General features: G+C 38.2%; 14 protein-coding genes. 3 read left to right on the forward strand and 11 right to left on the reverse strand.

Going from position 1 to position 14,047, the window contains the following annotated elements:
• Nucleotides 1–94: 94 nt before the first annotated feature.
• Nucleotides 95–1,543, reverse strand: a complete 1,449-nt coding sequence (locus tag NON16_RS22680) for a YVTN family beta-propeller repeat protein (RefSeq protein WP_257351680.1) — start codon at nt 1,541–1,543, stop codon at nt 95–97.
• Between the two features lie 125 nt (nt 1,544–1,668).
• Complete coding sequence (locus tag NON16_RS22685) at nt 1,669–2,181, reverse strand: COG4315 family predicted lipoprotein (RefSeq protein ID WP_257351681.1); 513 nt, start codon at nt 2,179–2,181, stop codon at nt 1,669–1,671.
• A 214-nt stretch (nt 2,182–2,395) separates the two neighbouring features.
• On the opposite strand from NON16_RS22685, the gene NON16_RS22690 reads away from it, so the two are divergent.
• From NON16_RS22690 to NON16_RS22700, 3 genes are all read left to right on the forward strand, one after another.
• Nucleotides 2,396–2,869, forward strand: a complete 474-nt coding sequence (locus NON16_RS22690; RefSeq protein ID WP_257351682.1) for a hypothetical protein — start codon at nt 2,396–2,398, stop codon at nt 2,867–2,869.
• A complete protein-coding gene (locus tag NON16_RS22695; RefSeq protein WP_257351683.1) occupies nt 2,869–3,354 on the forward strand; it encodes a hypothetical protein in 486 nt (161 codons plus the stop codon). The genes NON16_RS22690 and NON16_RS22695 overlap by 1 nt, the downstream gene beginning before the upstream one ends.
• Before the next feature lie 209 nt (nt 3,355–3,563).
• Nucleotides 3,564–4,469, forward strand: coding sequence for a LysR family transcriptional regulator (locus tag NON16_RS22700; RefSeq protein ID WP_257351684.1), 906 nt, complete (start codon nt 3,564–3,566; stop codon nt 4,467–4,469).
• On the opposite strand, the gene ald is transcribed toward NON16_RS22700, so the two are convergent.
• The 9 genes from ald to NON16_RS22745 form a co-directional block, all read right to left on the reverse strand.
• Complete coding sequence (ald, locus tag NON16_RS22705; protein ID WP_257351685.1) at nt 4,464–5,597, reverse strand: alanine dehydrogenase; 1,134 nt, start codon at nt 5,595–5,597, stop codon at nt 4,464–4,466. The genes NON16_RS22700 and ald overlap by 6 nt on opposite strands.
• Nucleotides 5,598–6,471: 874 nt before the next feature.
• Nucleotides 6,472–7,683 (reverse strand): ABC transporter substrate-binding protein, encoded by a 1,212-nt coding sequence (locus NON16_RS22710; protein WP_257351686.1) that lies wholly within the window; start codon nt 7,681–7,683, stop codon nt 6,472–6,474.
• 40 nt (nt 7,684–7,723) lie between these two features.
• Nucleotides 7,724–8,431, reverse strand: a complete 708-nt coding sequence (locus NON16_RS22715) for an ABC transporter ATP-binding protein (RefSeq protein WP_257351687.1) — start codon at nt 8,429–8,431, stop codon at nt 7,724–7,726.
• Entirely contained in the window at nt 8,424–9,188 is a 765-nt protein-coding gene (locus tag NON16_RS22720; RefSeq protein ID WP_257351688.1) for an ABC transporter ATP-binding protein, read from the reverse strand. Before NON16_RS22720 ends, NON16_RS22715 begins: the two co-directional genes overlap by 8 nt.
• Nucleotides 9,189–9,190: 2 nt before the next feature.
• Complete coding sequence (locus NON16_RS22725) at nt 9,191–10,225, reverse strand: branched-chain amino acid ABC transporter permease (protein WP_257351689.1); 1,035 nt, start codon at nt 10,223–10,225, stop codon at nt 9,191–9,193.
• On the reverse strand, nt 10,225–11,088 hold the full coding sequence (locus tag NON16_RS22730; protein ID WP_257351690.1) for a branched-chain amino acid ABC transporter permease: 864 nt from the start codon (nt 11,086–11,088) through the stop codon (nt 10,225–10,227). The genes NON16_RS22725 and NON16_RS22730 overlap by 1 nt, the downstream gene beginning before the upstream one ends.
• 145 nt (nt 11,089–11,233) lie before the next feature.
• The gene (locus NON16_RS22735) at nt 11,234–12,904 is read right to left on the reverse strand and encodes a long-chain fatty acid--CoA ligase (protein WP_257351691.1); all 1,671 of its coding nucleotides are present in this window, start codon (nt 12,902–12,904) and stop codon (nt 11,234–11,236) included.
• A gap of 155 nt (nt 12,905–13,059) precedes the next feature.
• Nucleotides 13,060–13,848: an enoyl-CoA hydratase/isomerase family protein gene (locus NON16_RS22740; protein ID WP_257351692.1), complete on the reverse strand. Its 789-nt coding sequence runs from the start codon at nt 13,846–13,848 to the stop codon at nt 13,060–13,062.
• 16 nt (nt 13,849–13,864) lie between these two features.
• Nucleotides 13,865–14,047: hypothetical protein (locus NON16_RS22745; protein ID WP_257351693.1), on the reverse strand; the 183-nt coding region annotated here is incomplete at its 5' end.

Below are 14,047 nucleotides of genomic sequence, written 5' to 3' on the forward strand. Positions count from 1 at the left end.
GTAATGTTCAATGGGTAAAGAGGATGACAATCTTCTCCCCTGCTTTGAAAAAATGAGAAAACAATCTCGGTTGTAAATAGATGCGAAAAATACATTATTTATTTAAGACAATACTGTGCTGAACATTGTCTGAATTAATCCAGGTTACAGTGGAACCGGCTGAAACGTTCATCGTCTCAGGCTTAAAACTATAATTCTCTATTTTAACTTCATAATCCTTCTGTTCCTTTGGTTCAGGATTCACGATTACAGTCATTTTCATAAAGGGATGTGGATCGCAGTAAACTTCATATGTTCCTTCTTCCTTAAAAGTATAGGTATATTTTTGTCCCTTTTCCAAAAGCGACGATTCAGTAATAACCGTTTTCTGATTGGTCTCTGACTCATTTTTGTTCTCATCCTTCGTTTTGTGATAATTATGAGAATCCTTGGTAGCCGTTTGTTTCTTGTCTGAGCCTTTCATTTCATAGCCTTCTATCGTACTCATAAAGAATGGGAAATTTTCCGTCTCAATATTTTTGATCACTTCATTTGTAGATGTATCAATGACAGCAACTTTGTTTTCTCCACTGACAGCTGTATAGACTTTTTCCCCGTTTGGCGTTACTGTAATACCATGAGGACCTTTCCCCACCTTGATATGTTTGATTTCTTCCCTTTCCGAAATATCTATAACCGAAACAAAATCAGAGCCGATATTTGCCACGTAAGCGTATTCCCCGTTCGGAGTGACTACCACAACATGATGTCCCGTTCCTACAGGAATTGTCGCTACCATCTTGCCCTTATCTAAGTCAATAACACCAACCGCGTTCTTTTGGGTTAAAGAAACTAGCAATGTTTTACCGTCCGGCGTGATGTTGATATTATGTGGAGCTCTTTCCACACCTTCAATCGTCTTGGTTACTTTCAGTGTCGAAGTATCTATCACTGACACAGTGTTCGATCCGGTGTTCGTCACAAAAAATTGACTGCTATCAGGACTGGCAACGCCATTATGGGGGAATTCTCCGACTTCAATTTCAGCTTCCTTTTTCATTGATTTGACATCAATAACGGTAACCGTATGTCCACCTTCGTTAACAATAAATACCCACTTCCCGTCTGGCGTAAAATTTACCCCTTTTGGTGTTTTACCTACCGGAATCGTTTTAATCACTTTATGCGTTTTTGTATCAATAATGGAAACGTCCTCAGATTTGCTATTGACGACATAAACATACTTCCCCCCTGGTCCTACTTCGTTATATGTAGGTTTTTCCCCCACTTCTATCGTACTTATAACTTCATTAGTGTTTGGATCAATCACCTGGATGCTATTTGCATCACGGTTATTCACGTACACCATTGCATTCTTACCCGATAAAACTGTATCTTTGCTGGAAGCCTCTGTCGCACCCGCCCTATCACCACTTTGGTCTGTTTTTTCCTCCGCATTGTCTCCGGATGTTTTGTTAATTTCCCCGTTGGCTCCTGAACAAGCAGAGACGAAAACAAATACCAGAATCATGAAAGAAACCAAAAACAGTTTTTGCTTTTTCAATGAGATACCCTCCCGAATTTTTATTTAATTTGAAATAACGTAAGTAATCGTCGATCGGTTTTATAATTAAATAATATAATTAAGAGGGACTGTCCGAACTGACAATCCCTCCAATCCGCAGGTTATTATTTGAAAGTTGTTTCACTGTTGACGATATACCAGACTTCTTTGGCACCTTGGCCTTTGACATCACCCTTGGCCTCATCTTTAAAGAAGTAATAAAGTGGATATCCTTTGTAGGTTGTTTGCTTTTCGCCAGTGTCCTCTCTAGTAATCGTTCCAAAATCGCTTTTGTCGAAACCTTCGGGAGTGGTCAAGTTTTCGTCATAAAACGCTGGCCACTTCTCGAGGCACTCTCCTTTACAATTGCTCACGCCCTCTTCATCCTTTTTGAAGTAATAAAGCGTCATCCCTTCCGCATCTGCTAGGTACTTACCGACATCACCATTTTCCAGTAGCTGTAGGCTTGTCCCAGTTTCTTGAGCCTTATCGCCGTCGCTCTGGGCGTTTTGCTCATTCTTTTCTCCCGTGGTTTCCCCCGCATCTTTCGTATCCGATTCACTTCCAGACGAACATGCGGAAAGTGTGAAAACGATCACCAAAAACAACGACATAAACAACAAATTCGATTTTTTCATGCAATAAAACCTCCCGTATTTTTTGTTTCACCCAAGTTAACGAAAGAAATCAACGAGCGGTTTGAAAATTAATTTAAAAATTGTTTTTTTGAAATCCAAAAAACAAAATGGTACCAAACCGGGCATGAATTTTTGATTCCATGCGTAGTTCCTATACACCGTATATCTTTATATCAAAAAACCAATAATAATTACATATCAGAGGGGGTTGACTATGGGGTTTTCCATTTTTTTCTTTATTGCGTTTCTTATTACTTCACTTTTCATTGTTATGAAAAAAAAGTTATCCATAGTAGATAGTACATTTATCTACTTATTGATTCTTGTTATAACAATTAATGTATCCTGGATTGTAATTGAGGAATTGAAGCTTATTAAAGTAACAAAAGAAGCAATGAATTACACAGCTTTTATACTCACTCGAAGTGTAATTACACCGATGATTTTAGTGGTACAACTAAACCTGATTCATAAATACAAAATGAAGAGCCGATCTTTTTGGATTACAGTAGCATCCATCGCTATCCTGCTTTTACTTAGGGTGTTATCGATCCAATTTGATATTCTAACTTACCAAAATTGGAATTTAGGTTTTGATGCTATCTATTTTTTAATCCTTCATCTTGTAGCTTTTTATTCACATCAATTCTTTCAAAAACTTTCCTATCGTGAGGTGAATGAATTATAATGCTATGGGAAAATTTCGATAAAAATGAAATTAGTATTTTAATCATGCTGATACTAGCTTTTATTGTTTTAGGTCTTCTCCCAAAGAGATTTCCGCGTAACATCACACTTTTAAGTTTATTATGGGGGTTATCGAGTGGAATGTTGTTTGATTTTACAATAGGTGGAGGACTTATGGATGTTTATAAGGTAAATGATTTACAGAGATATGAGTTATTTGATCTCCTCTATTATCTTTTATTCACCCCATTTAGTTATTTCTTTATCTATTTTTATGACACACTGGGTATTAATAAAAAAACATTTATTTGGTACGTAGTTGGGTGGAGTATTGTTGGGTTAATAGTAAATTGGCTTCTCACATGGCTTGATATTATTCAATTTCAGAATGGTTACGTACTTCCATACTCATTTTCAGTGTTTCTTATTATACAAACGATAACGGGTGTTTACTTTGAGTTAATTAAATCAAGACAGCTTTCTTAACGTGTTAAGTATAACTAAGGCAATCACCTGCTAAGTAGCCAAGTGGAAAGTCAACACTAATCCGAATATTAATTCTTTTTTATGATACACTGTATTTGGCAAAATGTCATAAATCGAAATTAACGGTTATGCATTTTACAAGTATATTTTTGCACTACCCATGTGCTTAATATAGAGCCAATACTTAGATAAAATTAGGAGTTAATATCATGAATTTACTTCATTTTCGATATTTCATTGAAGTAGCACAGACTTTAAATTTCACAAAGGCTTCAAAAAATTTGAATATTTCTCAACCTGGATTAAGCCAACAAATTAATGCTTTAGAGAATGAACTAGGATTTAAATTATTTCATCGTACTACTAAGGAAGTTAAATTAACTGAAGAAGGTGAATACCTGTACAATAAATTATCAAGCTCTTTTCAAAAAATCGAGTATACAATAGAGGATATTCGAAAAAATATAAATCTCCCTATAACTACTTTAAAAATTGCAACTGTTCCCTCTGCTGCAAGTACTATCTTGCCTAAAGTCTTAGAGAGCACAAACAAAAAGTTTCCTGAATTAAATTTTTTAATTCAAGAAACTAGCTCTTCTGAAGCGATAAATTTGGTATTTAAAAAGAAAAGCCATATAGCACTTATCCGAACGCCAGAAGACCAGAGTCTCCTATTGCAATCCGGTTTAAAATTTAAAGAGCTTCAAAAACATCCTGTAAAATTAATTGTTTCTTCTGCCCATGAGCTAGCAAAGCAGAAGGAAGTAGAGTTAGAAAACTTAAAGCATGAAAAATTCATAAATCATCATGAAGAACGATCTCATTCACTCTATTCTTTGTTAGAAAAAGCTTGTCGTTTGGCAGGATTCACCCCACATACGATTTGTATAGTTTCAGAATTGCTTAGTATCATAAATTTAGTCAAGAGCAACGTTGGTATAAGTATTATGCCTGAAGATATTGTTCAAATGGTCAACACAGATAAGATAAAATCCATACAGTTGAAAAATCAATACTTATATAGTTCTATTACTATTGTGTGGGAAGATCATTTCTATTTAAACTCTTTAATAAATGATGTAATAAAGATTATTGACAATCATCATAAACTATAAAACAACTAATTCTTTTTCAAGTGTTTTTTCAATTAATTTGTACTCATAACCAAGGTCTTTTGCAACAGCTTTGTATGTTATTTCCCCCTTTGCTACATTTACTCCCAGCTTTAATCCTTCATTTTCAGAGATAGATTTATATAATCCATTGTTCGCAATTTGCAATGCGTAAGGAACTGTTACATTTGTTAAAGCGATGGTAGATGTTCTTGGAACTGCACCAGGCATGTTTGCGACGGAGTAGTGAACAACACCGTGCTTTTCGAATGTTGGGTTATCGTGAGTTGTTACATGGTCGCATGTTTCAACGACACCGCCTTGGTCGATTGCAACGTCTACGATAACAGAGCCTGGTTTCATAGTTTTCACCATTTCTTCTGTTACAAGCTTAGGAGCTTTTGAACCAGGAATTAGTACCGCTCCGATCAAAAGGTCTGCTTCCTTCACTGCTTCTGCAATGTTGAATGGGTTGGACATTAACGTTTTGATTTGGTTTCCGAAAATATCATCTAACTGACGTAAACGGTCAGGGCTTAAATCGATGATGGTTACGTCAGCGCCTAAGCCGATGGCCATTTTCGCAGCATTTGTTCCTACGATACCACCGCCGATAATGGTTATTTTCCCACGATTCACGCCAGGAACCCCCGCAAGAAGAATCCCTTGACCGCCGTTTGTTTTTTGTAAGAACTGAGCACCGATTTGTGTAGCCATGCGACCAGCAACTTCACTCATTGGAGTAAGAAGCGGAAGTGTGCGTCCAACGGCTACTGTTTCATATGCAATGGCAATAACCCCTTTATCTTTAAGGGCTTGAGCTAAAGAAGGCTCAGCGGCTAAGTGTAAGTATGTAAATAAGATTAAGTCTTTACGGAAGTTGCTGTACTCGCTTTCAAGAGGCTCCTTTACTTTCATTACCATTTCGGCTTGAGCCCATACTTCTGCAGCATTTTCAATGATTACTGCACCAGCATTTTTATAATCTTCATTATTGAAACCACTTCCAACCCCAGCATCTTTCCCAACTAATACTCTATGTCCAGTTTGTGTAAATGAGATTACCCCAGCTGGAGTAAGAGCAACTCGGCTTTCGTTATTTTTAATTTCTCTAGGTATACCAATAATCATTATAATTTCCTCCTTAATAAATTTTAGGTAGCATGATAGTCTAGTTGTTTAACCATTTCTACTGATATTAAATGATAAGAGATTATTTTTATAAAATGAAATATATATATTTAATATATTTATAATTAATACTTATAAATGAAAGTGTCTAAATTTAGTAGCTACACTTCCTAATCCTCTAAGTTCAAAGCATCGAAAGGCTCTTTTAGGGCTCTACCCTTAGGTATTTAAACATATCTATTCCTTCCAGAATGCATATATTAAAAATAGGAATAACGATTCAAGGGAGGTTTTAAAAATGCCTGATTGTAGGAGGTCTCGATGGAAGTTTTGTATTTTGCCAGGTTATAATTGGTGAGGACCAGGCTGTAGCGGGCCAGGGGTCCCAATTAACGCAATTGATGCAGCTTGTAAGGATCATGACGAATGTTATGAGATGTATGGCCCTTGTTGTGAATGTGACGAGGAATTTTTATATCAGCTCAGTCGTGAAATGAATCCACATACTCAAGAGGGAAGAGATGCAAGGTTATTATATAAGATTATAAAACTCAAAATGTTTTTTACTTGTTAACAGTATAGATAACATGAATTTAATACTCATTGTGATAATATTTAACTCTTTGTTACCTTTATAGAGCGGTAAATTAATAGGGAACGGACCCAAAACATCGATAAAAAATAGATGTCGGGTCCGCTCCTTTTGTTTTACCTGATTTTTCACGTGATTTTTCATCTAAAATGTAAGAAAAATAACTTCAACTTAAATAAATAAGCTGATCGTGCCCCATCGAAAAGGGCAAGAATTCAATCTGCAAAGAATTATCTACACAAAAACCTGTCTGTTCAGAATACGCTCTCAGTATCTCGGATCTTATTCCTTAACCTTTATTGGAACAATCTTGCCATCTTCCACAGCTGCAACACTTAAATCTGCTTTAAAACCTCCATCTTCCCCAATCTCTGGAATGACATATACTTGTTTCTCTTTAGGCAAATTATCTAGTCCGTCTTGAATGTGAGAGCGAATCGCTTTTGGATCATCGACTGTTCCGGCTGCTTTCATCGCTTCAACAAAAATATACGTCGCAATATAGTTGAGCCCTGCTTCGGAACCAGGATCTTCTCCATATTTTTCACGGTAGTTTTCAACGAATTGTGGAGTACCAGGGTAATCCGCGTTTACTAATGGCATGACTCCAATGGCACCCTCTAATACATCATAAGAACCGGTTACTTTCTTCATCTCATCCAGCTTCGCCTGATCCATGATGATAAATCCACCTTCAAACCCTAACTCTCTTGCTTGTTTCGCTACTTTTGCTGTGGGTTCAGATGGACCACCAATGAATAATACATCTGGTTTTTCTTTTAATGCATTTGTGATCATTGTGAAGAAATCAGTATCCTTCGCAAAATCAATTGAAGATTCGTGGACCACTTCACCACCATTTTCTTTCCAATGCGGTAACAACATTTCCGTCCAATCTTTACCATACTGTGTTGAAGTTGGAAGAGCAGCAAGCTTCTTTCCAAAACGTTCCATCTGATATTTAGTGAAAGGTTCCATATACCCATCATATCGAGGAGGGATTCGAACAGTAAGGGAGTTTCCGGTTTCCGTTATACTAGGTTCACTCGTATAGGCACCGATTAAGAAGTTTTCCTTTTCATTAAACACCTGCATCGCTTGAACCCCACCGCTATGTGGAGTGAAAATGATAGGGGTGTTATGTTCCTGAAGCAGCCTTTTTGCATTGGCAGCCGTTTCATTAGGTAAATATTTATCATCCAAGGAGACGAGATTAATTTTGTACGTTTGATCGTTGACATCGAAACCACCATTGTTATTAATTTCTTCTACTGCTAATTTTATTCCATTTAAAGTTCGTTCTCCGTAGAATGCAGCTGGTCCGCTTAATGGGCCACTATAGCCGATGTTTACAACCTTTTCTCCTTTCTCAACCTCGGCCTTTGTTTCTCCTTCCTCTGAGCCTTGATTTGTTGAAGGATTTTCTACACAGCCAGCGAGAACAAAAATAAAAGATAATACGATCATTAAAGTCGATAAACGAAACCTTCTCATTTTGAAACTCCTCCTCATTAATCGTTTTCTAATCTATCTTCTAAGCCCCGATATAGGCCTTCCTAACAGCATCATTTGCATACAATTCTTCAGATGTCCCCTGTACTACAATCGATCCGCTTTCAAAAACATAACCTCTATCGGCAATTTTCAATGCTGCATTCGCATTTTGCTCGGCCAAAAGAATCGTAGTGCCATCTTTATTGATCTTTTGAATGACATCAAACATTTGCTCAACAATTAACGGGGCCAAACCGATGGAAGGCTCATCTAACAGAATAAGTTTTGGGTGCGACATTAAAGACCTTCCAATTGCTAACATTTGCTGTTGTCCACCACTTAAAGAGCCCGCAGTATCATGTTTCTTTTCTTGTAAAATCGGAAAAAGTTCATAGACATCTTCTACTGCTTGTTTGATTTGAGTTTTCTTTCTTCTATGAACATAGGCCCCCATTATTAAATTTTCATAAACGGTCATTTGAGGAAATAGTTTCCGACCTTCTGCACATTGGACAATTCCAGATTGCACAATCCGATCAGGGGATTTACCACCTATCAGACTCCCCTCAAAATTAATTTTCCCCTTACTAGGTTTACTGAGCCCACTGATTGCTCTGAAGGTAGTACTTTTTCCAGCTCCATTTGAACCTAGTAATACGACAATTTCACCTTTTCCAATTTCAATATCCACATCTTCAATTGCTGAAAAGCTGCCATATTTAACGGTCAAACCTGTAACTTTAAGCACTGACACTCCCTCCTAAATAGGCCTCAATAACCGTTTGGTTGCCCATGATTTCTTCTGGTGTTCCTTCTGCAATTTTTTCTCCGTGGTTGAGGACCATGATTTTATCGGAGATTTTCATGATCATTTGCATTTTGTGCTCGATTAAGCAAACTGTAATGCCTTTCTGAACCATCTTTTCCATTAATAGCGCTAAGCCTTCCGTTTCATCGGGATTGATTCCGGCGGCAGGTTCATCCAGAAAAACGACCTCTGGATCCGTTGCTAATGCAAGTGCAAAAGCAACACGTTTCTTTTCCTCTTGAGTAATACTGTCCGCCATTTTATGAGCAGCATGAGTTAAACCGACAAAATCTAATACTTCAATTGCTTTTTCTCTACATTTTTGCTCTTCGGTCCAAAATCGTTTCGTCCTTAGCACTGCATCTAATAAATTTGATTTCGTACGTAATCTGTGTCCAACAATAACGTTATCCAAAACAGTAGATTGCTCAAATAAATGCGTAGTCTGGAAAGTTCGTGCCACTCCAAGTTTTGCAATTTTATTAGAAGGAAGCTTAGTGATATCCTTACCTTTAAAAATGACTTGCCCTGAACTAGAGGGATGAAGACCACTGATTATGTTAAAAAAAGTTGATTTACCTGCCCCATTCGGGCCGATTATTGCGTTGATCTTTCCCTTCTCAATGGAAAAGTCAACATTGTTTACGGCAACTAATCCCCCAAATTGTTTAGTCAAATGTTTGGTCTCTAAGAACAACCTTATCCCTCCTCAACCTTTTTTTCAGCCATCGAACCAGTTCCCTTATCATGCCCTGATGATTTCCCGCGATCTGAAGTGCGCTTTGCTTTTTTCCCCAATTTCATCTTCCAGCTATAAATGGCTCCTACAATTCCTCTAGGATAAAAAATGATGATCAGTGTTAATAATGGGCCAAAAATGAGCATCCGATAATCCTGCAAAAACTGTAGATATTGTGAAACCCAGACAAGCAGTAGTGTTCCTACAATAGGACCTGCAAGTGTTCCGATTCCTCCGACTAACAGATACATCAATAAATCGAAGGTAATGGTGATGTAACCAATGTCTGGGCCGATAAACCTTATGAAAGAGGCATATAAGGCACCTGCTAAACCTGCGAAAAACGTGGAAAGGACCAAGACGACCAACTTATTTTTCATTGTTGAAATACCGATCGTTTGAGCTAGTTCTTCACTGTTTCGAATCGCAATGAATGTTCTGCCAGAAAGTGAGTGAACAATCCGATACATCATAAGAATGGTAAATAGAAGGAAAAACAAAACGAGATAATATTGTGAAAGAGGATTCTGGAAGGAAATTGGACCGATATTGGAAGGGGCAGGTATCCCAATCAAACCACGTACACCTCCAGTTATGCTTTCCCAATTGTAGATAACTAGATAGAGAATGTACCCCACACATAGTGTATAAATCGCAAAGAAGTGTTCTTTCGTTCTTAACGCAATTAAACCTATCAATAAACCTATGAAACTTGTAATCAAACAGGCCAAAACGAGAGCAGCCCAATAATTGATTCCAGCTTTGACAGTCAGTATTCCTAAAGAATAGGCACCGACCGCAAAAAAGCCTGCATGAGCAAGAGATAGATATCCTGTATATCCCGCTAACAAATTCAACCCGTAAACACCAATCATCCATATAAACGATAAAGTTACGATATAAATAAAGTAGTTGTTTTGCGTTAGTATTGGAAAGGCCACTGCCAACAAAATGAAGGCTGCAGTAATAGTTTTTTGATTCAAAAACGCCTGCATTAGTGCCCCCCCTTAGCAAACAACCCTTGAGGCTTTATCGATAAGATGATGACGAGTAGCAGAAAGGCAATGAGATCCTTATAATCGTTTGATATATAAGTTGCACCAAGACTCTCAGTAAAACCGAGAATATAACCACCAACGATTGCTCCAGGGATACTTCCCATTCCGCCAAGAATAATGATGACAAAGGCTTTAAGCACGACAAGATGTCCCATTCCTGGGAAAACGAGATTAATAGGTGCTGAAAGGGAAGCAGCGATTGCAGCCAAACCACCGGAGATCATAAATGTTAGCATAGCGACTTTATTCGTATTGATTCCTACTAAGTGAGCCCCTTCTCGATTTTGAGACATAGCGATAATTGCTGAACCTACGAACGTCTTTTTCAAAAAAAGGTACAACATAACCATGACGAAAATGGCTCCTACATTAATAAGGATTCTCTGCATGGTAAACGTGATGCCGAATATATTTATAACCTGTCCATAGGGAGTACTCATTGTACGATAATCAGCCCCCCAAATTAGTTGAGCCAAAGCTTCAAGAAACAGTAATATTCCAATCGCGGCGATTTTGTCATGAATAGGGGGTGCCTTCCTTAAAGGATGGAAAACCAACCTCTCCATTAATACTCCAAGAAGGCCTATGACAAGAATCGAAATAACGATGGCCAGCCAATAATTAAGTCCCCATAATAACATCATCGTTAAGGTTACATAGCCACCGAGCATATACAATGCCCCGTGGGCAAAGTTAGGAATATGCAAAATCCCATACACGAGTGTTAAGCCTAAGGCTACAAGGCTGTAAACACTCCCAACAGTTAATCCATTAAAAAGTTGTTGTACTAAAAGTTCCATTCATACTCCCCCTTCAACGTTTTCATTCATAAGCACATAGGAGTTAAATTAGATTTACTTTAATTCTTCAATTGACTAACTAACCGGTTAGTTAATGATTTGTCAAACAATTTTCTGCACAATGGTTCATTCAATTTCTTAACATTTAATTGAATAGCCCTGCTACTTTCTCCCTTTCCTCTTCTTGGAGCTTCCGCCACAAGATTTTACCACTGCTCGTAGTTGGAAATTCACTTTTGAATTCGACAACACGTGGGTATTTATAGGCAGCCATGTTTTGTTTAGACCATTCGATAATTTCGTTCTCTGTTACTTTACCTTTAAATTCATCGTTTAAAATGACAAATGCTTTCACGCTTTCCCCCTTACGAAGATCAGGGATTCCCACAACACATGCTTGCTGGATGGCTGGATGGTTATATAAATAGGATTCGACTTCCGTTGGCCAAACCTTAAATCCTGAAGCATTGATCATTCGTTTGACACGATCGACAATGAAGAAATAGCCTTCTTCATCAAATCGAGCTATATCACCTGTTCTAAAAAAGGACCTCCCATCAAGTTCGATAAAGGAACTTTTGTTTTCGTCATCCCTGTTATAATAACCAACCATCACTTGAGGTCCATTTACGACAATTTCTCCAATTTCTTCTTTTCCAACTTCTTTGTGTGTTACCGGATCAATAATTCGGGCATCCACATCAAACGAAGGAATCCCTAAACATTGTAACTTTGGTCGATCTGGAGGATTAAAGTGGGTTTGAGCAATCGTTTCTGAAAGACCATAACCTTCAACAAATCGTAATCCGGTTAATTTAAAGAGCTTTTCTCCAATAGCTTGCGGAAACGCGGCCCCTCCTCCTGAAATGGCAATTAATGAAGTGAGGTCATCTTCTCTTACAGTTGGGTTAGCAAGGAAATCAATAAGCATCGTACTTATCGTTACCCAGTGGGTGCATTGTTGTTCTTTGATTAATTGCAAAGCAGTTTCACGGTTCCATCTTGTCATGATCACCATGGTACTACCGCTGAAAATCGGCATATGCATGCTGTGTACCATACCTGTTACATGAAACAACGGTAACGTCATAAGACTTTTCGAATTGGTTGTGGATCGAGACCAATGGTATGCTCCGATCGTATTTGCCTGGACTGTCCGGTTCGTATGCATACATCCTTTCGGAAGCCCAGTTGTCCCTGAAGTATAGGGAAGAACAACAAGATCATCTACAGCGCTTGTAAGTTCTTCTGGCTTATAACCTGCTTCTATTGTCTTCCCCCAAAGATAGTGATTAGGACTGTCGAATGAATGGCGCGGGGCAGCTACTTCCTTCGGTAAATCACCGTCGAAGTCACCTACATAATCAGAATAAGCAGCAATGACAAGGTTCTTAAGAGATGTTTCTAATAAAGGCTGAACCTTATCGTAAAGCTCTTGTCCTATTATGCCGTTTTTCATTTCACAATCCTTCACATAAAATTCCAACTCATTTGCCGTCAACATCGGGTTTATAGGAACCACGACTGCGTCAGCTCTTAAAATCGCATAATAAGCGGTGACAAACTGGGGAGAGTTTTGCATGAACAACAATACTTTTTCTCCTTTAGATACTCCTAAAACTTGCTGCAAGTAACCAGCAATTACTTCAACCTCTTCCTCAAGTTGATGATATGGAATGGAGTTCCCATAATAATGGATCGCTTCATGTTCCGGGTAACGACTGGCAGAAACTTTAAGATTGTCGAACAAGGAAGTTTCAGGAAATGTGATCGATTTGGTTACCTTTGGCCAGTGCTCAAAATGGCGCTTTTGCATATTAGCTCTCCTTTTTACGAGTATTTTTAACAATTGAATCCTTGAGGATGTAGACTCATCCATTTCCTCCTTTCCTCTTGTAAACGCTATCATATAGTTTCATAATATTCCGTTAATTCTAACTATATTTCCTCCTGATGCATGAACCATGGTTCCTATTTTCCTTGAAAATTAGGTTGGCGTTTCTCCTTGAACGCTTCAACACCTTCTCGGTGATCGTCGGTAGTAACTACGGTCGCTTGTGTAATTCTTTCTAGTTCAAGAATTTCCTCTAAACTAGAGACAAGAGATTGATCGGTGATTTTTTTTATAAAACCAAAAGCTTTGGATGGGCCTGATGCTAACTTTACAGCATAAGCAGTTACGTTTTCTTCAAACCTTTCCACGGGATAAACTTGATTGACAATCCCAAGTGAGTGAGCCTCCTTGACATCAATCGGCTCTGCATTAAACAATAACTCTTTAGCACGATGCGTACCTACTAATCTTGGAAGGAAATATAAGCCGCCTCCATCGGAGATCAATCCGACCTTTGAAAAGCTTAATACAAACTTACTTTCTTCTGCTGCTAAAATGATGTCACAAGCTAAAGCAAGGTTAAATCCAGCCCCAGCTGCAAAGCCATGTACGGCAGCAATAATTGGTTTTTCAAGGTCACGCATCGATAAAATAAGTTCATTGAGTTTTCCGATATGCTCATAGACATCCAATGGCTCATTCTTCCCCATTGTCTTCACATCACCTCCAGCACTGAATGAACGCCCAGAACCAGAGATCGTAACCACCCGGATATTCTTATCATGCTTTGCGGTTTCGATTGCTGCCTTAAGATCTGCAATCATATCTGAACTGAAAGCATTTAATGAATTGGGTCGGTTTAATGTTAGATTCATAACAGAACCTTCAATATTCACAAGTAAATCTTTCGTTTCGGTTTGCTGCATCCTGGATTCCTCCTTTTTATTTTAAGCTTGCGGTATTTTCTGAGTTGCGCTCGTATTTTCTGAGTTGCGCTCGTATTTTCTGAGTTGCGCTCGTATTTTCTGAGTTGCGCTCGTATTTTCTGAGTTGCGCTCGTATTTTCTGAGTTGCGCTCGTATTTTCTGAGTTGCGCTCGTATTTTCTGAGTTGCGCTCGTATTTT

Source organism: Pseudalkalibacillus decolorationis (assembly GCF_024609785.1).
GTDB classification, from domain to species: domain Bacteria; phylum Bacillota; class Bacilli; order Bacillales; family Fictibacillaceae; genus Pseudalkalibacillus; species Pseudalkalibacillus decolorationis.